This is a genomic window from Chryseobacterium caseinilyticum (genome assembly GCF_014837145.1).
Classification (GTDB): Bacteria; Bacteroidota; Bacteroidia; order Flavobacteriales; family Weeksellaceae; genus Chryseobacterium; species Chryseobacterium caseinilyticum.
Window position 1 is genome coordinate 303,634 of record NZ_JACYFS010000002.1, and the last position, 23,428, is coordinate 327,061.

Genomic DNA, 23,428 nt, shown 5'->3' on the forward strand with positions numbered 1-23,428 from the left:
TTATTCTTTCCAAACCGTAAATTTCCGAACTCTTTTTATCCCCAGTTTGCTGCCCGTAATGTATAAGATATTATCTTTAACTTCAGCTTCACATTTAATCCAGCCATATTTTTGCACAAAAGCACGGCCATTTTTATATTTTCCGTTGGTTTCCACTAACTCCTTTAAAATGATTTTGCCCTCCTTCAATTCTGGATCAGGTTTGCCAATCCAATGCATAATCCCAACATATTCGTTTTTCATTTTATAAATTTTTATTGCTCTGCTTTTTTCTTCATTAAGCCATATCCCTACAATTTTGTCTGTTTTTGCGGCATTTGAAGATAAAATAAGGATGAGCAGAAGTATTAATAAATTTTTCATTTTGTGTTATATTTATTGTTTTTAATTCTTTTCGCAAGTAATTTTTCTTTATATATTTTTGATGGATTTCCGAATAAAAAATAAATTTTTCTTCTGATTCCTTCTGCATTTCTCACATCATGAAACATTTCTGAATATTCGTGAAAGTTGATATAAAAAATATTGTACTTTTTTTTGAGCTTATAGCCAATTCCATATTTCGGTTTGATAGTTTCAGAGGCGTAAGTCCCAAAGATTCTGTCCCAAATAATAAATGTTGCTCCGAAATTCTTATCGATATACTCCGGTTGAGATCCATGGTGAACTCTGTGATTAGAGGGGGTGGCAAAGATAAATTCAATAAATGCCGGAAGTTTTTTTATATATTCGGTATGAACCCAAAACTGAAACAGTGTTGCAATCTGATTGGTTAAAAGGAAAATTAAAGGATGGAAACCGAAAAGCATTACAGGAAAAAAGAATATCAGTTTTAAACTTTGCATCCAGCTTAAGCGGAATGATACTGAAAAATTATAAGTATCACTGCTGTGGTGAACTACATGTGTTGCCCACCAAAATCTGCATTTATGGCTGACGAGATGTGAAAAATAGCTGGCAAGATCATATATAATGTAACAGGGAATTAACGTCCACCAGTTAAATGATAATCTCCATGGAACTGAATTGTAGATGAAGATTATAGGTAAGAAGAATATCGATTTAAAAATCAGGTTGATTCCCACACTACCTAATCCTACGAAAAAGCTGCTTACAGACTCTTTTCTATCGTAATTTCCATCATGATGATTCTGAGAAATTTTATATTCTAAAACAGTTAGGATTATCATAACGGGAACAGCAAATATTAGTAAATTGGGATGATCACGGGACAATGCAGTTATTTCATCAATAGTTACAGGTTTAGAATAAGTAATAGTTTCCATGTGATAGAGTTTAAATGATTATTGATCAAAATTGATATTACTGCATAAAAAATGCAATTACCCATTCGTGTGATATTTGAAAAACAATAAAAAAGCCGCAGAAATAATCTGCGACCCTGTAATTTAAAATCTGTTTTTAAAATTTATTCTTCTTCCTCCAGCTCAAAAATATCCTCCACCTTCTTCCCAAAATATCTCGCAATCTTCAAAGCCAAAACCGTCGACGGAACATATTTTCCAGCTTCCATAGCATTAATAGTTTGCCTCGAAACGCTTATTATTTTTGCTAAATCTTCCTGAGTAATACTTTTTAAAGCTCTCTCAATTTTTATCGTGTTTTTCATTTTTTAAGCAGTAAATAATTAAATCTGAAAACATATAAAACCAGCGGCAGAAACATAATGAGAATCATCACGGTAAGAAACAGGCTTCCGAAAACGGAAATGAATAAAATAAAAACGATAGAGTAGGAAACAATCAGACTCCAGAAAACGGATTTTAAACGCAGACTTGAAATATATTCATCCTCAATTTTTTCTTTGGAAAACCCCACCAGAATTCCACCGATGATAATTAAAAGACCAAATAAATTCGGAAATAAATCAATCTCAGCAGTTTTAAAAAAGCCCTTATTTTCATCGCTGAAAAATCCTGAATTGTAAATCACAGGCAAGGAGACTTCAAAATTCATCACTCCCGAAAGAGAAATCAATCCCAAAATTAAAGAAGGAAGAAAAATAAACCATCCGATCAATTTAAAACGGTTTGGGAAAAGTTGTAATGTATTCATTTTTGTAATTTTTTATTAAAACAAATGTAAAGAATGTTTTACAATATGTAAAGTTTATTTTACATTTATTCAATCAGAAAATATAAACTTTTTTGATGTGGATTTTTTAAAACCACAAAAGTCACAAAAGGTGGAGCGAAAATTATAGTTCTTTAAAGTGCAAATAAGTAGCATGTTGTAACCCAACACCTTTTTTGCTCTTTTCAATTTTTTTTGAACTTCTTCAATTAATCTTCTCTTTTGTGACTTTTGTGGTTGGAAATTTTTAGTTTGAAACCAAAAAACCGCAGAAAAAATTCCACGGTTAATATACACAGCCAACTTGGCTCTTTTTACTTTTTACTTGGCTCTTCCCTTAAGCTTCACAAGCCGAACAGCTCACAAAATTCACCATCATTTCCTTAGAAACAGACGAACTTCTTTGGTAATACAAAGTTTTCACACCTTTCTTCCATGCCTCAATGTAAAGATAATTCACATCTTTCACAGGCATCGTAGACGGAATCTGTAAATTCAGAGACTGCGCCTGATCAATGTACTGCTGTCTTTGTGCAGCCTGAGAAATAATCTCCATCGGAGAAATTTCTTTGAAGGTTTTGAATACTGCTTTTTCTTCGTCAGTCAGTTCAGTTAAGTGCTGTACAGAACCGTGGTTCAACATAATTGTTCTCCATGTTTCTTCGTTGTCAAGACCTTTATCTTCAAGCAATTTAGCCAAATATTTATTCTTACGCATAAAGTTTCCTTTCGCCAGACCCGCTTTGTAGTAATTTGACGCAAAAGGCTCGATTCCCGGAGAAGTCTGACCTAAAATCGCAGAACTTGAAGTTGTAGGAGCGATCGCCATTACCGTTGTATTTCTCATTCCGTAACCTTTCAGAAGTTCAGGCTCACCGTAGATGTTTGCCAGTTCTTTCGATGCAATATCTGCCTGAGCTCTGATGTGTTTGAAAGCTCTTGCATTAAACTGCGTTGCCTCAAAACTCTCAAAAGGAATCATGTTTTTCTGAAGGTAAGAGTGGTATCCCAAAACTCCCAAACCAAGCGCTCTGTGACGCATCGCGAAGTCTCTCGCTCCTTTCAGGTAATAATTTCCTTCCGTTTTTTCGATAAACTCAGACAAAACAGCGTCAAGAAAATAAATCGCCAACTGTACTGCGTTCGTATCTTTCCACTCGTCGTATAATTCTAAGTTCATAGAAGAAAGACAGCAGATAAATGATTCCTCTCTGGTAGAAGGAAGCATAATTTCCGAACAGAGATTACTCGCATTAACGGTTAATCCTAAGTCCTTATAAACTTGTGGCTTGTTTCTGTTCACGTTATCCGTAAAGAAAATATAAGGAAGACCTTTTTGCTGACGGCTTTCCAAAACTCTCGCCCAGATTTTACGTTTGTCGGCATCACCCTCAATCATATCCTGCATCCAGTAATCCGGTACACAAATTCCTGTAAACAGGTTCTGAATCGGACTACCAATGTCTTTAATTGATAAAAATTCTTCAATATCACCGTGGTCAACATCAAGATAAGCCGCAAAAGCACCTCTTCTCACACCGCCCTGAGAAACGACATCCATAGACGTGTCAAACAGTTTCATAAACGAAACCGCACCCGAAGATTTTCCGTTATCGGTCACTGCCGTTCCTCTGTTACGAAGTTCCCCGAAATATCCCGAAGTTCCGCCCCCGATTTTCGTCTGCATAATCACTTCACCCATTTTGTGGGTAATTCCTTCAATGCTGTCCGGAATATGCACGTTGAAACAAGAGATTGGAAGACCTCTCTGCGTTCCCATATTCGCCCACACCGGAGAAGAAAAACTGATCCATCCTTTCATGATCATCTCCTTAAAAGCCGGCTGCAGTTCAGGTTTGTATAATTTTTTTGCTGCGGCAGTCGTGATTCTGTCGATTGCACCGTCTACGGTTTCCCCTTTCAGAAGGTAACCTCTGTTCAGCATTTGCTCAGATTCTTCGTTGAGCCACCAGATATTGTTGTTTTGTTCTTCCATCTTTTATATTGTAAAATGTACCAGGTACACTGTTATGTTATTATTTTTTAGGAGCAGAAAATTTTGTCTGTCTCCTCACTGTTCTACCTGCTTTCCGCTATATCTTTTTTGTGATTGAGGACAACATTATTTTATCATTTTCACTTTTCTGCCACCGCAATCACAAAAAAGGATGCCGCTGCAATCAGGGCTAAGACGACGTTTTGTTTTCCCTCACCATTGAATCCCGTTTTTGCGAGGAACGAGGCAATCCATTAATAAGTTTTGGCTAAAGCCAAATGAACTTCCTCTTTTTGCAAACGGGCTAAAGCCCGTTCCTAGTGATATTTAAACAGGCTGTAAAAATTCTACTTTATGAGAATCATTCAATCCGCTTTCGTCTCTTAACCTCTGAAATTCTTTGAAAGACTGAATGTTTAAAACCTCATTCTGAACCTCCTCATTTTCATAATTTGAAAAATGAACAAACGTAACACCGTCTTCTTTCACAAAAACTTTATACTCAAATTTTGTCTGGTTTAAAGTTTTAAAGTCATTCAAAAACTTCTGAATATTGCTTTTGTTTTCAGAAACAAATTCAGGTTTTACGGTGTAAGTTACGATTACATTAATCATATTTTCTCCTTTTTGTCATTGTGAGGAACAGCCTTTTCCGAAATCCGTTAAATGCAATCCCAGCCAAACCTAACGGGTTTTGAAAACCCGTTAGGTTTTTATCCTCATTTATTTTGTTTTGTCATTGCAAGGAACAAAGCAATTTCATGTTTCCGCAGATGCTTTGACAGGCTCAGCATGACATCGCTAATACTATCTTTTCACCATTCAATAAAATTTTCTAAATCATCAAATCTCATAATTTGGTAGATGACCTCTTTAGCCAGTAATTTTGAACTAGATTTTACATCCATGGCTACATATGAAAATTCTTTGACTGGCTCAATCTCATTGAAAACATTTCTAGGATGAAATGTCAATTGTGGAATGTAACCAATTATTTTATCATTTTTATCTATCATTACTGAATTGACAAACCCCAGTCCTAATTTTGTAACAAATGCATCTAGAATAAGATAATAATTAGAAGAGTGCTTACTTGTCTTCCTTATTAACTCTATTGTTTGTGACACATTGCTTCCTTTGAGATTTTCTAACTCAGAAATTTTAGCGTTGAAAACTTGTTCATCAATCATAAGTCCAATCCCTAGAAAAGATCATTCGCCGTAATACTCTTATCGTGCTTCGTATAATCCACCGGTCTTTTTGCGAAGAAATCATCCATAGAATTAGCGAAAACTTCTTCTTCAAACCATTTCATCGGACTGTACTGTTCTGCAGTAGTATTATAACGTTTTTCCATGTTGATTTTGGTTAAACTTTCGTCAACACGGTATTTCATAAAGTTAATCAAATCCTGTTTAGAGAATTTATCCAGTTCGCCCATTTCAAAAATCCAGTCAAGAATTTCACCTTCCAGTTCGATCGATTGGTCTACCAAAGTATAAATATCTTCAATATCAGAATCAGTTAAAAGATCCGGCTGCTCTTCACGGATTTTGTTGATCAGGTAAATTCCGCCGTTTGCGTGAATCTGCTCGTCAATAGATGTCCACGCAATAATATTGGAAACATTTTTCATGAAACCTTTAAATCTTGTGAACGATAAAATAATCGCAAACTGCGAGAATAAAGACACATTCTCAATCAGAATACTGAACAGAAGCAAAGACGACACATACTCTTTCGGAGTTGCAGAATTGGCGTGTTTCAGCACATTAGATAAAAACTGAATTCTCTTTTTCAGGGCAGGAACTTCCACTACATGAAGAAACTCTTCATTGTAACCCAACACCTCAAGCAAACGTGAGTACGCTTCCGAATGACGGAATTCACATTCTGCAAACGTCGCTCCCAAACCGTTCAGTTCCGGCTTTGGAAGGTGGTTGTAAAGATTACCCCAAAACGACTTTACCGAAACTTCGATCTGAGCAATCGCCAAAAGTGCATTTTTTACCGCATTTTTCTCGTGCGGCTCCAGCTGCGACTGAAAATCCTGAACATCTGCCGTGAAATCCACTTCCGAGTGTACCCAGAAAGATTTGTTGATCGCTTCTGTAAACTGAAGAACTTCAGGATACTCAAATGGCTTGTAGCTTACTCTTTTATCAAAAATTCCCATATCGAATTGTAATGTCTTTAAATTTAAAAAAAAATGATCACTGTGTATAAAACTCAGGCGATGTATAACTTTCTGATTCGTTGACGTTTAAATCTTGAACTTGTCAACCGTCATGCTCATTCATCTCCTGTACCGTGCGAAGCACAAAGTTCGAAAAAAAGAACTGATTTAAAAAGGGGTAAAGACTAATTGGCTGTCTTTTAACCTTAAAAGTTTTCCACAATTACCTAAAACTCGCTCTGCTATTGGTTTAGAGTGCATTATGGCAATTAAAAACCGTCTCTGTGAAATCTGGAGTTAAACAGTTTTTTGTATTGGTCTGATTATTAAGTTATTTAATATTAAACACATCTTTTTTTCTAATTAATTGCGGTATTTGTAACAAATCTTTTCTGCCTACTACTTATAGAGTACAAAAACAAGGACCACTTCATGCTAATAATTCAGGATTTACACAAATCATACGATACAGGAAAAAGTAAACTTCACGTGCTGAAGGGCATTGATCTTACCATTTCGGCAGGAGAATTTGTCTCCATTATGGGAAGTTCCGGCTCCGGAAAATCTACGTTACTGAACATCATCGGAATTCTCGACGAGAAAGACAGCGGCGTTTACGACCTCGACGGAATTCCTATCGAGCACCTCAATGAAGTGAAAGCTGCGGAGTACCGCTCAAAATTTTTAGGTTTCGTTTTCCAGTCCTTCAACCTGATTGGTTATAAAACCGCTTTAGACAACGTCGCACTTCCTTTATATTACCAAAACGTTCCGAGAAAAGAGCGCAACCTCAAGGCAATGGAATATCTTGAAAAAGTAGGTCTTGCACAATGGGCAACGCATCTTCCCAACGAACTGTCGGGTGGACAGAAACAAAGAGTGGCAATCGCAAGAGCTTTGATCACTGACCCAAAAGTCGTTTTGGCAGATGAGCCAACCGGAGCATTAGACTCAAAAACAACCCACGATATCATGAAACTCCTTCAGGACATTAACAACGAAGGAAAAACAATCATCGTCGTAACCCACGAACCCGACGTAGCCGCCCAAACCAAAAGAAACGTCATTTTAAAAGACGGAGTTATTGAGAGTGATGAGTTTATTAAGCAGATTGTTTTGTAAAGAGCCAGGTAAAAAGGCTAAAGAATCAAGTTTAAAAAAGTGAAAAAACGAATGTTTTTTGATATAAATGATGTTTTAATAATAAAAATAAAATTGAGTAATCAGATGTAGTTATTGAGCAGACTTATTGTCTTTTATTTGGCTCTTTTATCTTTTTACTTGACTCTTAAATTTAAATTATGTTTGATTTAGACCGTTGGCAGGAAATATTCAGTTCAATCCGGAGCAATGTTTTGCGTACGGTGCTTTCGGGCTTTACCGTGGCATTGGGGCTTTTCATTTTTATTGTTCTTTTCGGAATTGGTAAAGGCCTGCAGAATGCTTTTACAGAAGGTTTTGCGAGAGATGCACAGAACCTGATTACGATTGCAACAGGAAAAACAACCATTGCCTACAAAGGTTTGCAAGCTGACCGTGAAGTGATAATGAATAATGATGATTACGATTTTCTGGTCAATGCAGATAAAGAAAAAGTAGGTTACGCAAGTCCGAGATACACAGCCAGTCTCTTGGTAAAATACGGAAAAGAAAGTGGAAATTATCAGATAAACGGCTCGGTTACCGATGAGAAATTTATTGAAAACAGAAAGCTTTTGGATGGAAGATATCTTTCTCCGAATGATTTGAAAAACAAGCAGAATGTAGCGGTAATCGGAAGGATGGTGCAGCGGGATTTAATTAAAAACGGAAATCCTGTAGGAAAAGATATCGACATCAACGGAACGATGTTCAAAGTTGTCGGCGTTTTCTCAGATGACGGTGGTGACTGGGATGAAAGACATATTTCGGTACCGATTTCCACGCTCCAGCAGATGAAAAAAGGTTCTGATACGGTGACTACCACTTTTATCGCGTACGATGAAAAACTGACACCCGATCAAGCGATCAAATACGGGGATGAACTGAAGGAGAAACTCAAATCGAGAAAAAACGTGTCACCTGATGATGAAAACGGTGTCCGCGTATGGAACAATGCCCAGAATATGAGTGATACCTTCGTGTTTATGGCTGTTCTTACTGCAATTGTCGGCTTTATTGGGTTAGGAACTCTACTTGCCGGAATTATCGGCATCAGCAACATCATGGTCTATATCGTAAAAGAGCGTACTAAGGAAATCGGAGTAAGAAAAGCAATCGGAGCAAAACCTTCAAGTATTGTCGGACTGATTGTGCAGGAGAGTGTTGTCATCACAGTAGTTTCAGGACTTGTAGGCGTCGGGATTGGAATTTTAACCCTGCATCTCATCGGTGACAGTCTGGAAGAATACTTCATCAAAAACCCGAGTGTCGGCACCACTGAAATTGTAATGGCTTTCGTAGCACTGGTGCTTTCAGGTTTGATTGCGGGATTTGTTCCGGCCTACAGAGCTTCGAAAATAAAACCGATTGAGGCATTGAGAACGGAGTAAAAAAGTGAATAGTGAATGGTCAATTTTACTTCGTAAGTGAATTTTTAAGGAATAAAATTCACGATTGATTTAAAGAAATTGACTTGTGAAGCAAACTTCACTGCAGAGCAAAATCACTTTTACAAAGTAAAAAATTGATATTAAAAAAATGAATATTCTATTTAGCAAAGATACATGGCAGGAAATTTATTATTCTTTGAGGAATAATAAGCTCCGTACCTTTCTTACCATGATTGGTGTGGGATGGGGAATGTTTCTCTATGTGAGTCTTCTCGGTGCTGCAAAGGGTATGGAAAATGGTTTTGATAAACTTTTCTCAGGATTTGCGACCAATACCATTTTTCTGTGGGCACAGAATACTTCTATACCTTACGAAGGTTTTCCAAAGGGCAGAGAGATGGATCTTCACCTTTCAGACATTGACCTTCTGGAGCGTAAAGTGCCGCAGGTAGACTATATCTCTCCGCAAAATTCGCGGGGTAATTTTGGAAGTGCCGGCGAACAGATGTCAAGAAACGGAAAATACGCCACCTACACGCTGACAGGAGATTCACCTATTGGAAATAAAATTTCAGAGAAAAAACTGATTTTCGGAAGATATCTGAATGATGCCGATTTATCACAAAATAAAAATGTAGCCGTCATCGGAGAAGAGATCTACAAAAACTTTTTTGATGCAAAGAAAAATGAAAATCCTCTTGGGAAATCTATTAATGTAAAAGGGGTCTTCTTTAATGTTATTGGGGTTTTCAGAGTGAAAAGAGGTGGCCCGATGGAAAATGACCGCACTGTCTATATTCCGCTTTCATCTTTCACAAGATTATTCAATAACGGAGATAAAATCGATGTGTTTTCAGTGGTAAGCAAGCCCGATGCTGAGGTGAGTGAGGTGGAAGTACAGATTAAAAACGTTTTAAAGAATAAAAACAAAGTTTCGCCTGAAGACACCAACGCGTTTGGAAGTTTCAATCTCGGAAAGGAATTTAAAAAACTGACGGGATTTTTAGATGGAATGCAGCTTTTAACCATCATCGTAGGAACTTTAACGATTCTTGCCGGAGTTATCGCCATATCAAATATTCTTTTGATTACTGTTAAAGAAAGAACCAAAGAAATCGGAATCCGGAGAGCTTTAGGGGCAAAGCCGTCAGAAGTCCGCAATCAGATACTGCTTGAAAGTGTTGTAATTACGCTGTCATCGGGGCTTTTAGGATTTATTTTCGGAATTCTTTTGCTCATGGGATTGGATCTGGCAACACAGGGACAGGAAGAATTTCCGTTCTATAATCCAACTGTGAACTACGGAAACGTTTTTTCAGCCATGTCTGTGATGGTCTTTTTAGGCCTGATTATCGGAATGATTCCTGCGCAGAGAGCTGTGAAAATACGGCCGATAGAGGCGTTGAGATCGGAGTAGGTTTTGAAGAGCCAGGGAAAAAGAGCCAGGTAAAAAGTAAAAAGAATCAAGGCAGGAGATAATGTAAATGTAAAAGATACATGTGTGATCTGATGTTTTTACGAAGTCTCTTCGAATAAGGATAAATCCTATAGGGACATCAGTCATCAGCACAGGGTGAAGCCCTGTGATTTGGAAGAAATTTTTAAAGAAAGCCCCAAGGGCGGCATCACAGTCGCGGGGAGAGCGCAAATATCAAATATAAATTGTATTCCTTCAAAATTCAATTTAAATAAAAATTAAAAAAATAAACTATATATGAAAAAGAAGTTCAGCTGGAAAAAAGCGATCTACATTGTCCTCGGAATAATTTTCGCAGGCATCCTCATCCTGGGAATCAGATATCTGGTAAAATCAAATTCCAAGGAAAGCGTAACCTTTTTAACGAGAAAACCTACCGTTCAGACTATGGATGACAAGGTCATGGCTACGGGAAAAATTATTCCAAAGGAAGAGATTGAAATTAAACCCAACATTGCCGGAATTATTGATAAAATATTGGTAGATGAGGGCGACAGAGTAGAGGCGGGACAGTTGATTGCTACCGTGAGAATTATTCCAAACATTGCGGAGGTTAATAATGCAACACAAAATGTTCAGAATTCACAGCTTCAGATCAGCAATGCTAAAATGAATCTTTCCAACGCGCAGACTCAGTTTGGAATGTCTGAAAAACTTTATAAACAAGGTGTAATTTCAAAACAGGAATATCTTACAGCTCAACAGCAACTGTATACACAGCAACAGGCTCTCAGAAATGCAAATCAGCAACTGGTAACGGCTCAGAAATCTTTACAGATCGTAAAAACCGGTGCTATTCCTGAATTACAAGGCTTAGCAACTACACAGATCCGTTCAAAAGCTGCAGGAACAGTTCTTGAAGTTCCTGTGAAAGTGGGAAGTCAGGTAATTGAAGCGAACTCCTTCAATGCGGGGACAACGATCTGTTCGATTGCAGATTTGAATTCACTGATTTTCCAGGGTGAAATTGATGAAGCTCAGGCAGGAAAACTGAAGCAGGGAATGGGCATGAACATTGTGATCGGTGCACTTCAGAACAAAACTTTTCCTGGAACGCTTACGATGATTGCTCCAAAAGGGAAAGACGAAAACGGAACCATTAAATTTCCTGTAGAAGGTGATGTGAAAAATCCAAATAATGAATACATCAGAGCCGGTTTTTCTGCCAACGGCGAAATCGTTTTAAAATCAGAAAAAAATGCTCTGCTTTTGGATGAATCTTTAATCCAGTACGATAAAAAGAACGGAAAAGATATTCCTTTCGTTGAAGTGAAACAGGCAGACGGAAAATTCAAAAAAGTGAATGTGAAGCTGGGTGCCAGCGACGGTATCAATGTTCAGATTCTCTCCGGTATCGATAAAAATGCTGAGGTGAAAGTCTGGAATCCGTCAGATAAAGACAAAGAAGAACTGAAAGAAAAATCGAAGAAGTAATTTCTACAAATCATTATATACAAAAAGTCCCGGTAATTCGGGACTTTTTTGCATTTGTACTTGACAGTTGATGAAATTTGATCTGTAAGAAATTAGCTTAAAAACTTGATTTCCTTGTCTTTAAACTTATTTTTAACGACAATTTTGTTCATCGTTTTCATCATTTTTCTTCTGAGCTCTGCCAGTTTTCTGACGTTTTTATCTTCACTGTAATCAAAAATATTATCTTTAAAACTGAAAGTGTCACCGTCTTTAAATTCAATTTTGTTTTTCTTGAATTCTCCCAGAAGCATCAGATTAGTCATGCTTTCCAGAATGTAATGTTCCGTTGTACTCAGCGATTTCAGAGAATTCAGCAGTTGTTTTTTATATTTTTTCTTTCCCATAGTTCAGGCTTTTCAATTTTTAAGATTATGCAAATATATCATTTTCATTAAAACCAATTGTCGTGCCTTACAATTCATTATTTGTCAGTTTCGGTGGAAGTATTTCAGAAAACCTATAATTAATGTTCACATTCTTTCAGTTTTAAAATTTATTAAATTTTGACCTAACCTTTACCAAAATTTCTTATCTAAATTTAGGCTTGATTTCAATGATAAGTGTCTGATTTTAAATTAACATTTTATTAACTCAACAATACTTAGCTTTTAAAATCCACTGATGAAAAAATCTCGTAAATCATTATAAACCGGATAGAGATTATCTTTTGAGTTTACAGATTATTTGCCTGAAATTTGATCACATTTGATGGTTTTAAAAATGATAAATATTAAATAATGTTCAATAAAGATAAAATGAAAAATATACTGGTTTTGATAGCTTTCGTTTTCGGAATTACAGCTTTTGCCAATTCGTGTGAAAAGGCTGTAAAATCTAAAGAAAGTTTATCTGAACGTGAAAAAAAAGAAGAGATGGATAGCAAAAATCTGAAGGAGGTTTATTTTGCGGGAGGATGTTTCTGGGGAACTGAGCATTTCTTTCAGCAAATTAGGGGAGTGGTTGCAACGGAAGTTGGTTACGCCAACGGAAATAAGAAAAATCCAACTTATGAAGAAGTAATCAGTCACACAACAGGTTTTGTAGAGACGGTAAAAGTAAAATACGATCCGGAACAGGTAGATTTAAAATTACTCATTGATCTGTATTTTAAAACGATCGATCCCACCAGCAAAGACCAACAGGGAAATGACAGAGGGAATCAGTACAGAACGGGGATTTATTCAACAGATAAAGAAACAGAAGCAATCATAAAATCGGAGGTTGAAAAATTAGCTAAAAACTATAAAAAACCGGTGCTGGTAGAAACGATTCCTTTGAAAAATTTCTACAGTGCAGAAGCTTATCATCAGGATTATCTTGTAAAAAATCCGGGAGGTTACTGTCACATTGAACCGGGATTGTTTGAGATGGCAAAAAATGCAAATCCACTTCCTGCAAAATCTACAAAATATGAAAAGCAGGATAAAAGTACCTTAAAAAAGAACCTGACTTCCGAGCAATACAGAGTAACTCAGGAAAATGGAACTGAAATGCCGTTTGAAAATGAATACTGGGACGAAACACGTGAAGGAATTTATGTGGATATCACAACAGGCGAGCCGCTTTTCATCTCAACAGACAAATTTGAATCAGGTTGTGGATGGCCAAGTTTTTCTAAGCCGATTACGCAGAAACTGATCGACGAGAAAGTAGACCGCTCAGCCGGAATGGAAAGAACAGAAGTAAGAAGTAAAACTGGGAACGCCCATTTAGGTCACGTTTTCGACGACGGACCTAAAGATAAAGGCGGATTAAGATACTGCATCAATTCAGCATCGCTGAAGTTTGTTCCGAAAGCGGAAATGAAAGATAAAGGCTACGGAGATTATATTTCTCTTTTAGATAAAAAATAATACGTTTTCATAGTTTATTAGTGTTTGGTTAGAGATCGCCGCGAGGCGGTCTTTTTTTATTGATAAATCCACATCAGAACCGGTTTTGATCAACTTTTCAGAATTGGGTCGACCTGTAAAAATGCATTGTTGGACAGCGTGGGGCAACCCCAGCCTTCCGGCGATCCTTTTGGGAAGATTTCATCATCACTCATTCTTTCCCACGAGTGAAAAACGATAACTCTTTTTAAGGCGTTGCTGTTGGTATTTTCGAGGCCGTGCATCAGATATTTTGTTTTCACGCCCCATTCGCTTACACCTCTCGCCCCGATTTTATATTTACCCAAAGACGAAAGATAACTTCCATCTATATTGCTGAATTCCGGACTGTCTTTTGAATCATCCGAGCTCCAGCTGTTGTTTCCGCAGCCAAGACCGACAAGATGTTGCTGGGTTATTTTTTTAGTTTTAAAATCATATACAAAAAATCTTTTCAGACCTGAGTGCAGACTCATATCAATTAAAATTGCAAAATCTGTATTGAATTTATTTTTCTTGCAGAAATCCAAAGCTTCACTAGCTTTATTATGTGTTTTTACTGAATCTAAAACTGGTTTTTCGTAGGTCTTATTATTTTCGAAAGCGACAGACAACATAGTCTTATCCTGAGATTGTGAGCAGGAAATGATACCAGCAATCATTGCTGAATTAATTAAAGTTTTTATCCAAAATTTTTTCTGCATTACTTTATATGATTTTAATAGAATAGATGATCTGTAAGTTCAATATGTTTGAAATTTTTCTTTAATTGAAAACATTGAGAGGTTCAGAAATATTATGAAGGAAAATAATAAAACGAGTCCTTCCTTCGGCAGTTTTTGAAACTGACTTGAAGCCTCTTTATAAAAATTTGTTTGACCTTTTGATTCTTCAACAAAATAATCTGTTCCACACATCAAAAAATCATTTATTTTTTCAGCATCTGGGTCGATATAGCGATGAGGTGCAAAAATATGATACGATGTCTCTGCATCAATTCCGTACATTTCTTGTTCTGACATTTCCAAAGCATCTAAAACAGTGACAAAATCCTGCAGGTTGTTTTGATCACCGAGAGAAAATTCAATTCCGGTTTCCTTCTGGTTGTTTTGTTGAAGTTTTTTTAGTTCTGAAATATAATAATTCTGGTTTTCCAATGCTCTTCCGGGAGAAACTATAATCTTTTTGTAATTCCAGTCTCTGAAAGGTTCAAAAGTCATTGAAAAATTACTTGAGTCTTTTTTAACATCTGCACCTAACCGAATGGGCTTTTCAAACAGGTTTATTTCATTAAATTTTCTGTTTCCGAAATACCAAAATAAAATGGGAATTATTGCAGCACTTATAAGTCCCGGGAAATAATAAATTTTCTTCCTTTTCATTGTTTAAAGTTAAGAAAATCAGCAGATTTTATGTAAAAAAAAGTGATCCATAAAGAATCACTTTCTTTTAATAGTAATATTTCAATTTTATTCAAATTTCAAATTTCAAACGTCAAATTTCAAATCAACTTACCAATCTCTCTTCTTCAAAATCAAATAAGATCCTCCGATAAATATTGCACACCAAACGATGCAGGCAATTAAACTTTCTGTAGGATAGGTAAATTCGTATTTTAAATTCATCATTTTTGCCATATTTGTCCTTACCATCGGATTGGGAATTAAACTGGACATACTTTCCAAAGGAAAAAGTTTACTGATGAAAAAGTCGTTCTGTAAAATTTTCGTGCGTTCTGCGGCTTGCGTTCCGGCAACTTTGGTGTAGGTTTCAATTCCGGCAAGAATAGATTCTCCCACCCAGATCCCGAAAAAAGCTAAGAAAACGAAGATGGATTTTCTAAGTAATATAGATAAAAACATCATAAAGCAGAAGAATGTAAACAGTTTAAGGAAATAATTTCCAATGAAAAATATTTCCTGATAAACAAGAGCTGAATCTGTTGTGTTTGAATACTGATATCCCAAAAACAGAGTGATCACAAACACAAGAATTGTAGAAATCAATGTGAAAATACCGATAGTCAAAAGTTTTGAGCCAATAAATTCTTCTCGGCTTAAACCGTCAATTGTATTTTGTTTAAACATTCTGTTGCTGAATTCCTGACAGATTGAAAAAACAATAATCAGCCCCAAAAATATTTTCAGCAATGCAACTGTCCAGGTTGTAAAATTCCACACGCCCGGGAAGTTGTACATTCCCTGTTCTTTCAGATTGATGGTGCTTCCAAAAACTTTCACGTCAATCAAACCGATACACAGAAAAATAACCAGTATCGCAAAATACATAATGGTAAAAATCTTAAATGGTGTATAATTCAGATTTTTATAGTATTCTAATTTTAATAGTTTAATCATGATTATTTAGTGTTTTTTACAAGTTCAAGGAATTGAGTTTCAAGAGAAAGTTTTTTCTTATTCAGATGAGAAAGATAAATGCCTTTTTCTGCCAGATTTTGATTCAGCATAGATGCTGAAATTGAAGCATCATCACGGATATGAGCTTTTACAAACTCACCTTCAGAAGTTACAGAACTGAACCAGTTCAGACTCTCTAAAGTTTGCAGAAGTACAGCATTATTATCAGCTTTCAGTTCAAAAAATCCTTTATTGCTGGTCATTTCATCCACTCTTCCGCCGTAAATGGCCGTTCCTTGTTTTAAAACGATCACGTGGCTGCAGATTTTTTCAATTTCATCCAGAAGGTGACTGGCGATAATGATGGTAATTCCCTGTTTTGCGATCGTTGAAATGATTTCTCTGATCTGAATTATTCCTTCAGGATCGAGTCCGTTCGTAGGCTCATCCAAAATTAAAACTTCAGGATTATTGAGCAGGGAAGATGCAATCGAAAGACGCTGTTTCATCCCGAGTGAAAATGTTTTGAAGGCATCTTTTTTTCTTTCAAGAAGTCCAACGGTAGCCAAAACTTCGTCGATTCTGCTGTGGGGAGTTCCCTTAATTTCAGCTACGATTTTCAGATTTTTCTCTGCACTCAGATAAGGATAGAAATTGGGTTGCTCGATGATAGCACCGATTCTTTTCAGGGTTTCCGGATCTGTACCTTTTTTCCCAAACCAATACCACTCGCCTGAAGTAGGATTGATAGTAGAAAGAAGCATTCCGAAAGTGGTAGATTTTCCGCTTCCGTTCGGACCGAGAAGTCCGTAAACGTTGCCTCTTTCAACATCAAAAGAAATTCCGTTCACCACGACTCTTTTGAATTTTTTTGTCAGATTTTTTACTGATAAAACTTTTTCCATGTTTATTTTGCTTTACGTTTAAATAGTAGGAAAACTCACAGGTTTGTTACAAAGTAAAAGAAAGAATTTGATCAAGAGCAGGAGGAGAGACTCTTCGGCAGGCTCAGAGTGACACAGTGGAAGCTATAAAATGATAAGTCTTTCAATATACCGAACTTCAAATCTCGAATCCCGAATCTCGAATCTCAAATCTCGAATCTTGAATCTCAAATCTTGAATTTTTGAATTTTGAATTTTGAATTTCGAATCTCAAATCTCAAATCTCAAATCTCAAATCTCAATTTTGCAAAAGCAAAATTTAGTATATTTGAATATGAAGCTTACAGAACTCGCACACGAACTCAGCATAACTCCCGAAGCCATTAAAAGATTTATTCAGGATTTTGATCTTGATCTCGGAGAGTGTATTTCCACCAATTTTGAGGTAAAAGATGATTTTGAAAAATTTGCCCGCGAAAATTCAGATTTTCTGCGTCAGTACGAGAAAGATCTGGATGAAAATAAATCGGCAAAAGAAATAGCCGAAACCATAAAACAACCTCAGGAAAAGGTTGAGAAAGTTATTAAGGAAAATCAGAATAATATTTTCGACAACGGTTTTTTCAGATCATCGGTTTCCAGTTTTGGGGTTGATCAGAAACTGGGCGGAAACTATCAGTTCGTTTACAATTATTTCGGAAATAAAACCAGCCTGCAAAAAAGAGATTTTATCGGTTACCGTGATCTGTTCTTTTATATTTCAGGAGTTTTGGAACCGTTTTTAAATCCTCAGCAGATCAAAGACTGGGGAATTCATAAGCCTGCAGGAATTATTTTATATGGGCCTCCCGGAAGCGGAAAAATTTTCTGGGCTCACAAAATTGCTGAAATCATCAGCTATGAATTTAAGGAAATCAAAAAACATTACCTCTCAACTTCTTTCGTAGATGGTACCCAGACGAGTTTCAACGATTTTCTGCTTACAATACTTAAAAACGGAAAGACGGCTCTCTTTCTGGAAGACTTTGATGAAATAATGATGGACAGAAATCCCGAGAACAGTATTGCCGCATGCAATCTGGAAACGCAGGAAGTTATTCTTCACCACATCAGCAGATTCACTTCGGAAAATATTCTGATGTTGGGTTCGGCCAATTCTGTCTCGGAAATTGATGAAGAAATCCTCGCTCCCGGCAGATTTGATGTTTTAGTTCCTGTTTTTCCTCCCAACGCCGCTGAGAGAGCGGAGATTATTCTGTATTCAATGCTGAAAGGTCTTGAAGAAGATTCTTTACTCTACAAAATTCTGAAACACAACAAAGCAGATAAAATTCCGTTCTGGCATACGGTTTCGGGGAGAATGAAAACGTTCAGCAACACGATGATAATCGATTTCAGCCAGAGTTTAAAGAAGAGAATTAAAAATCTCTATCAGAAAACGAGAAACGAAAAATTAATCATCGATCAGAATCTGATCAATTCTGCGCTTCGGGAAGCTGCCGCGAAACTTACTCCCGAATACCTCGATCAGGTGGCTCAGTTTCTTAACGATGCAGTGATTAATAATCTTGAAGATTTTCAGTCGAGAATAAAAGCATTAAAATCAGAACTGGAATCTTACAAAGCTGTGGAGCCGCCGCGGCGTGCGATAGGTTTTCAGCACAATGAAGGAGAAGATAAAAAAGGTTGATTGCGGATTACTGATAGATTTTAAAAAGACGCTGGTTCCTTGGATTAGTTCAAATCTAAATTTTCAATTCAGATAATTTTTACGGTCGCATCTTTTAACCCTGAACGGACTGAAAATAATTGTGATTTGTATTCAGCTACGCTTAAAATATTTTAAATCTACACGTAAATGATGGTCAGTTGGCCATCATTTATTTTGTTAAAGGATTTTTAAATTTTATTAAGAATCAAAAATATTAAAATTTCCCATTTGATTACGATTTTAGTTTTTGAATATAAATTTATACAGTGAAAGGCAGTTTTTATTGCTGAAAACTCAGTTTGAAAATCTTCAGAGTATGAAATGAGTATCCTGAGTACCACATTTATATACGTTTTCCACTACATTTGTTCGTCTTCTATTTCTTTTAAAAGTGAATACTTAATTTTCAGTAAAATGATTATTTCGGTATTTAGTTGATTTCATTATTAATCTTTTCAGTATTTAAATTAATATAAAATTTTAAATCACTAAAGTATTCGTAATTGGAAATAGTCAGACTTAAAAAAATTAAACCTAAAACAGTTAACTATGAAAAAACAATTCCTCTCTCTTGGATTGGTTTTGGCTTTTGCCGTTGCAAACGCTCAAACTTACCAGACCATTTCACTTTCAGGATTCAATGCTGATGTTATCGCAAACGGAATTGGTGCAGCATCGTCATCTACCAACGCAAGTCTGGATAAGCCGACAGATAACTTTGCTTATATGTCTAAAGACTACAAACTCACCTCCACATCTGCAACACTGACGTACGGTCTCCCTGAAAACGGATTGATCGCTTCTGCAGCAGCGGGAACCAGTGGTTTAACTTTTCAGCTGGCACCTTATTCTGCGAATAATTCCTTAAGGCTTCCCAATGCCAATGACACCGGAACACTCACATTTGCCATTCCCGGATCTGCAACCACACTTTACGTTTTAGCGGTAAGTGGCAGTGGTCCGTCTACCGGAGAAATTACAGTAAATTTTCAGGATGGGACGACGCAGGTTTTTGCCAACACCAGTTTTCAGGATTGGTATGACGGAACCAGTTTTGCAATTCAGGGAATTGGAAGAATCAACAGAAATTCAAATGGTTTGGAAAACGGCGGCGGTACAAATCCGAGAATTTACCAGATCCCTTTGACTCTTTCCACAGCGAATCAGTCTAAAATGATAACGTCTGTTACTGTAAAGAAAACATCCACTGATGTTACGGTCGTCAATGTTTTTGCAATCTCTGCCCAAGGGCTTGTTTTGTCTGTTTCAGATGCCAAGGCAGAAAAGAAATCAGCAGTTTATCCAAATCCATTTACAGATTCAATTTATTTTGATAACATTAAAGATTTGGCTTCTGTAAGTATTGTTGATTTTACGGGGCGCACTTTAATGAAAGACATTCAGCCTCAGACGCAGTTAGATCTTTCTTCTCTGGAAAGCGGTAACTACACTGTTGTTCTTAAATTTAAAAACGGTACACAGACTTCAAAGAAAGTCATTAAAAAGTAAATTTTTTCATAGAATTATTTTTTGTTAGAAACAGTAAATGTTTGTTTGGAATCAGACCTCATCATCTTTTTGAGGTCTGTTTTTTATGCTGAATCTTCGTGATTTATCCGTAAATTTGCAGTTCAAATTTTTATGTTTTGATCAACAACGACCAGATAAAAGAAACACAGTCCCGAATAGAAGATCTTCAGAAATATCTTCAGATTGATAAAAAGAAAATCGAAATCGCCAATGACGACGAGAAAACCGCTTCTCCGGAATTTTGGGATAATCCTAAAACCGCTGAAGTGTTCCTGAAACAGCTTCGCTCCAAGAAAAAATGGGTGGAAGATTATGAAGATATCCATACACAGTTTGAAGACCTCCAAGTGTTACTGGAATTTGCCAGAGAAGATCCTGATTCTGAAAAAGAACTCGACGAAACTTTTCCTCTTTTACTGGAAAAAATAGAAAACATAGAGTTTAAAAATATGTTGTCTAATGAAGGCGACGAGCTTTCTGCTGTGCTTCAGATCACTGCGGGAGCGGGTGGAACAGAAAGTTGCGACTGGGCTGCGATGCTGATGAGAATGTACAATATGTGGGCAGAGAAACAGGGCTATAAAATTCGTGAACTCAATTATCAGGAAGGGGAAGTTGCCGGTGTAAAAACGGTAACCATGGAAATTGACGGTGAGTTTGCCTTCGGATATCTTCGTGGCGAAAACGGGGTGCACCGTCTGGTAAGAATTTCACCTTTTGATTCCAATGCGAAAAGACATACAAGTTTTGTTTCGGTTTATGTTTATCCTTTGGTGGATGATACGATTGAAATTAACATTAATCCTGCTGATATTTCATTTGAAACCATGCGAAGTTCAGGTGCTGGTGGACAGAACGTAAACAAGGTTGAGACCGCTGTCCGTCTTCGCCACGCCCCGACAGGAATTATCATCGAAAACTCAGAGTCGCGTTCCCAGCTTCAGAATAAGGAAAAAGCAATGCAGCTTTTGAAGTCCAGATTATATGAAATGGAACTGGAAGAAAGATTAAAGGCAAGAAACGAAATTGAAGCCGGCAAAATGAAAATCGAGTGGGGAAGTCAGATCAGAAATTACGTAATGCATCCATACAAACTCGTCAAAGATGTACGTTCAGGACATGAAACTTCGGACGTTGACGGTGTGATGAACGGTAATCTTACGCCCTTCCTCAAAGCCTTTTTAATGGCTGACGGAACGGCAGTTTCAGACGACGATCTCGACCTATAAAATATCATCTTTATATTTAAGTTAAAATATGCTAATATATTTTCAGCATAATTTTATTAAGCTTATTTTTGTTCATCATCATTATATATGGAATACAATAGCTGGAGAGATTTATTAAATCCCGAATTTTACATCAACATGGGTGGATTTTGGGTAATCTTGTTCATTATTTTTGCCGAAACAGGCTTGTTTGTAGGTTTTTTCCTTCCCGGAGATTCACTGCTTTTCGTTTCCGGAATTTATGCCGTAGACATTATCTCAAAAACATTCGGTTCTACAGGAAGTGACTTTCTGGATACTACTTTACTTGCCACCGCTGTTGCATTTGCTGCAGTCGTTGGAAATCAGGTAGGATATTGGTTCGGAAGCAAAACAGGACCGGCTTTGTATAAAAAACAGGATACTTTTCTTTTCAAGAAGAAATACCTTTATCAGGCGCATGATTTCTTTGAAAAAAACGGAGCTTTAGCTGTAATTATGGCGAGATTTTTACCTGTGGTGAGAACTTTTATGCCGATTGTTGCAGGTATTGTCAACATGGATAAGAAAGCTTTCCTTCGGGACAATATCATCGGTGGTGTACTGTGGTCATTCAGTTTGATTTTTGCGGGGCACTATCTGGATAAACTGTTCATGGATCAGTTTGGAATTAATCTGAAAGAAAAACTGGAGTTCATTATTATTATTATCGTTTTGGTAACAACGGTTCCTGTAATTCTGAAATTCGCTTTCGGAGCACCAAAAGAAAATCCAATTGTGGAAGATGAGGTTCTTGACGAACTGATTGATAAAGAACAAGAAAACGACAAAGAAAAATAAAATACCAACCTGCTCCGGCAGGTTTTTTTGTTTTGAACTGAGGTTAAGGATGAGGTTAAGGTTAAGGTTAAGGTTAAGGTTAAGGTTAAGGTTGCAAACTTGCAATTTTTTTTTAAAAAGGATTTAATATTTCTTAAATATCATCCATCACTCATCACTCATCATTCATTACTCATTACCCATTACTCATTTTTTAATCCACTCCAAAATATTTGGATAAATAATACTGTCTCTTTTTGTCTTATTAAAAAAGCGTGGCGCATGCCCCGTATTTTCCATAAAAACCAATTTATGGGGAATATTCATCCTGGTTAAAACTGAATCCAACGCCAGTCCCTGTTTCTGATTCACCAGAAAATCTGTATTTCCCTGAAATAAAAGCGTTGGTACGGATGAAACATTTGCTACCGGACTTGCTGTTTTAAATTCTTCGGAAAGATTTTTTCTTTTAAATTTTGTCCCCACCATTTTCTGGATCGTTCCGGAAGTATATTTTGAGTAAAAAGATTTCAGATATTCTTCAGAATAAAAGTCGGTTGGTCCGCTCAGTGAAATTATTTTTTTGATTCTGTCAGGATTTTTGTAGCCGTAGAGCAGAGCCAGATGTCCACCGGCACTTTCGCCCAGAAGAATATAATTATCAGGTAACAATTCTGATTTTTCGGAAAGAGAATTGAACTTTTCAATAGCCAGATCAATATCCTCAAGCTGTTCGCGGTAGGTAATTCCTTTTTTTACCAAACGGTAATTCATATTGACACTCGGAATATTATTGTCGAAAAGCATTTTCTGAATCTTAATCATGTGCTCCTTTCTGCCGTATTTCCATGCGCCACCGTGGATGATTAAGACGACAGGAGATTCTCTGGGGTAATCCGCAGGAAGAAAAACATCCATCTTTTGGCGTTTGTCGTCACCATATTTCAGGTTGTAAACTTTTTGAGCATCATTTCCTACCCAAACTCTGAATTTTGAATTGCAGGAATTTAAAGCAAAACCCGCTAATCCTAAAACGAAGTAATGGTAATTGAGAATCAGCTTTTTCATAGAGTAAAGGTAAGGAGAATTTTTTTTTGATGATCAATTTTACACTCTGTTTAAATTTTTAAAACCAATTTTTAATCTATTGTTGGGACGCAGATATGATGAAGCGATGACGAAGGAACTTCAGACAGAAATTTGCTTTAAAAAATGAAAATTTTTCAGACTGTTTAGTTTTTTAATATGAACAATTCATAATAAAATGAAATTTAAAAATCTATCAAAACCAAATTAAA

General features: G+C 36.6%; 23 protein-coding genes. 9 read left to right on the forward strand and 14 right to left on the reverse strand.

The features are described 5' to 3' along the window. The 8 genes from IC610_RS09480 to IC610_RS09515 all read right to left on the reverse strand — a co-directional run bounded on the left by IC610_RS09480 (position 1) and on the right by IC610_RS09515 (position 6,266). Positions 1-363, reverse strand: a complete 363-nt coding sequence (locus IC610_RS09480; RefSeq protein ID WP_191736637.1) for a DUF2147 domain-containing protein — start codon at positions 361-363, stop codon at positions 1-3. Then, positions 360-1,286 carry a sterol desaturase family protein gene (locus tag IC610_RS09485; RefSeq protein ID WP_191736638.1) on the reverse strand — a complete coding sequence of 309 codons (927 nt, stop codon included), beginning with the start codon at positions 1,284-1,286 and terminating at the stop codon, positions 360-362. Before IC610_RS09485 ends, IC610_RS09480 begins: the two co-directional genes overlap by 4 nt. Positions 1,287-1,429: 143 nt before the next feature. Beyond that, positions 1,430-1,630 carry a helix-turn-helix transcriptional regulator gene (locus tag IC610_RS09490; RefSeq protein ID WP_191736639.1) on the reverse strand — a complete coding sequence of 67 codons (201 nt, stop codon included), beginning with the start codon at positions 1,628-1,630 and terminating at the stop codon, positions 1,430-1,432. Then, positions 1,627-2,076 carry a hypothetical protein gene (locus IC610_RS09495; RefSeq protein WP_191736640.1) on the reverse strand — a complete coding sequence of 150 codons (450 nt, stop codon included), beginning with the start codon at positions 2,074-2,076 and terminating at the stop codon, positions 1,627-1,629. The genes IC610_RS09490 and IC610_RS09495 overlap by 4 nt, the downstream gene beginning before the upstream one ends. Positions 2,077-2,431: 355 nt before the next feature. Next, positions 2,432-4,090, reverse strand: coding sequence for a ribonucleoside-diphosphate reductase subunit alpha (locus tag IC610_RS09500; protein WP_191736641.1), 1,659 nt, complete (start codon positions 4,088-4,090; stop codon positions 2,432-2,434). A 327-nt stretch (positions 4,091-4,417) separates the two neighbouring features. Further along, entirely contained in the window at positions 4,418-4,705 is a 288-nt protein-coding gene (locus IC610_RS09505; RefSeq protein ID WP_191736642.1) for a hypothetical protein, read from the reverse strand. 200 nt (positions 4,706-4,905) lie between these two features. After that, positions 4,906-5,280 carry a hypothetical protein gene (locus IC610_RS09510; RefSeq protein ID WP_191736643.1) on the reverse strand — a complete coding sequence of 125 codons (375 nt, stop codon included), beginning with the start codon at positions 5,278-5,280 and terminating at the stop codon, positions 4,906-4,908. A gap of 11 nt (positions 5,281-5,291) precedes the next feature. Beyond that, positions 5,292-6,266: a ribonucleotide-diphosphate reductase subunit beta gene (locus tag IC610_RS09515; protein ID WP_056077054.1), complete on the reverse strand. Its 975-nt coding sequence runs from the start codon at positions 6,264-6,266 to the stop codon at positions 5,292-5,294. 432 nt (positions 6,267-6,698) lie between these two features. On the opposite strand from IC610_RS09515, the gene IC610_RS09520 reads away from it, so the two are divergent. From IC610_RS09520 to IC610_RS09535, 4 genes are all read left to right on the forward strand, one after another. Continuing rightward, positions 6,699-7,388, forward strand: a complete 690-nt coding sequence (locus IC610_RS09520) for an ABC transporter ATP-binding protein (protein WP_191736644.1) — start codon at positions 6,699-6,701, stop codon at positions 7,386-7,388. 179 nt (positions 7,389-7,567) lie between these two features. Beyond that, the gene (locus tag IC610_RS09525) at positions 7,568-8,797 is read left to right on the forward strand and encodes an ABC transporter permease (RefSeq protein WP_056077059.1); all 1,230 of its coding nucleotides are present in this window, start codon (positions 7,568-7,570) and stop codon (positions 8,795-8,797) included. A gap of 148 nt (positions 8,798-8,945) precedes the next feature. Beyond that, positions 8,946-10,214: an ABC transporter permease gene (locus IC610_RS09530; protein WP_191736645.1), complete on the forward strand. Its 1,269-nt coding sequence runs from the start codon at positions 8,946-8,948 to the stop codon at positions 10,212-10,214. 297 nt (positions 10,215-10,511) lie between these two features. Next, the gene (locus IC610_RS09535; protein ID WP_191736646.1) at positions 10,512-11,708 is read left to right on the forward strand and encodes an efflux RND transporter periplasmic adaptor subunit; all 1,197 of its coding nucleotides are present in this window, start codon (positions 10,512-10,514) and stop codon (positions 11,706-11,708) included. A gap of 92 nt (positions 11,709-11,800) precedes the next feature. Here IC610_RS09535 and IC610_RS09540 read toward each other — a convergent pair whose 3' ends face one another. Next, positions 11,801-12,094: a hypothetical protein gene (locus IC610_RS09540; protein ID WP_056077064.1), complete on the reverse strand. Its 294-nt coding sequence runs from the start codon at positions 12,092-12,094 to the stop codon at positions 11,801-11,803. 411 nt (positions 12,095-12,505) lie between these two features. On the opposite strand from IC610_RS09540, the gene msrB reads away from it, so the two are divergent. Then, complete coding sequence (msrB, locus tag IC610_RS09545; RefSeq protein ID WP_191736647.1) at positions 12,506-13,603, forward strand: peptide-methionine (R)-S-oxide reductase MsrB; 1,098 nt, start codon at positions 12,506-12,508, stop codon at positions 13,601-13,603. A gap of 89 nt (positions 13,604-13,692) precedes the next feature. Here msrB and IC610_RS09550 read toward each other — a convergent pair whose 3' ends face one another. The 4 genes from IC610_RS09550 to IC610_RS09565 form a co-directional block, all read right to left on the reverse strand. Beyond that, a complete protein-coding gene (locus IC610_RS09550) occupies positions 13,693-14,325 on the reverse strand; it encodes a murein L,D-transpeptidase catalytic domain-containing protein (protein WP_191736648.1) in 633 nt (210 codons plus the stop codon). A 39-nt stretch (positions 14,326-14,364) separates the two neighbouring features. Next, complete coding sequence (locus tag IC610_RS09555) at positions 14,365-15,003, reverse strand: hypothetical protein (protein WP_191736649.1); 639 nt, start codon at positions 15,001-15,003, stop codon at positions 14,365-14,367. Positions 15,004-15,132: 129 nt separating this feature from the next. Next, positions 15,133-15,978 carry an ABC transporter permease gene (locus IC610_RS09560; RefSeq protein WP_191736650.1) on the reverse strand — a complete coding sequence of 282 codons (846 nt, stop codon included), beginning with the start codon at positions 15,976-15,978 and terminating at the stop codon, positions 15,133-15,135. Positions 15,979-15,980: 2 nt separating this feature from the next. After that, a complete protein-coding gene (locus IC610_RS09565; protein WP_056077072.1) occupies positions 15,981-16,883 on the reverse strand; it encodes an ABC transporter ATP-binding protein in 903 nt (300 codons plus the stop codon). Between the two features lie 313 nt (positions 16,884-17,196). Here IC610_RS09565 and IC610_RS09570 point away from each other — a divergent pair, with 313 nt between their 5' ends. The 4 genes from IC610_RS09570 to IC610_RS09585 all read left to right on the forward strand — a co-directional run bounded on the left by IC610_RS09570 (position 17,197) and on the right by IC610_RS09585 (position 22,151). After that, positions 17,197-18,552: an AAA family ATPase gene (locus IC610_RS09570; RefSeq protein WP_191736651.1), complete on the forward strand. Its 1,356-nt coding sequence runs from the start codon at positions 17,197-17,199 to the stop codon at positions 18,550-18,552. Between the two features lie 570 nt (positions 18,553-19,122). After that, a complete protein-coding gene (locus tag IC610_RS09575; RefSeq protein WP_191736652.1) occupies positions 19,123-20,082 on the forward strand; it encodes a T9SS type A sorting domain-containing protein in 960 nt (319 codons plus the stop codon). Between the two features lie 137 nt (positions 20,083-20,219). Then, positions 20,220-21,332: a peptide chain release factor 2 gene (prfB, locus tag IC610_RS09580; RefSeq protein ID WP_056077080.1), complete on the forward strand. Its 1,113-nt coding sequence runs from the start codon at positions 20,220-20,222 to the stop codon at positions 21,330-21,332. Between the two features lie 87 nt (positions 21,333-21,419). Continuing rightward, positions 21,420-22,151 (forward strand): DedA family protein, encoded by a 732-nt coding sequence (locus IC610_RS09585; protein ID WP_191736653.1) that lies wholly within the window; start codon positions 21,420-21,422, stop codon positions 22,149-22,151. A gap of 186 nt (positions 22,152-22,337) precedes the next feature. Here the strand turns inward: IC610_RS09585 and IC610_RS09590 are convergent, their stop codons facing one another. Beyond that, positions 22,338-23,198 carry an alpha/beta hydrolase gene (locus IC610_RS09590; protein ID WP_191736654.1) on the reverse strand — a complete coding sequence of 287 codons (861 nt, stop codon included), beginning with the start codon at positions 23,196-23,198 and terminating at the stop codon, positions 22,338-22,340. Between the last annotated feature and the right edge of the window lie 230 nt (positions 23,199-23,428).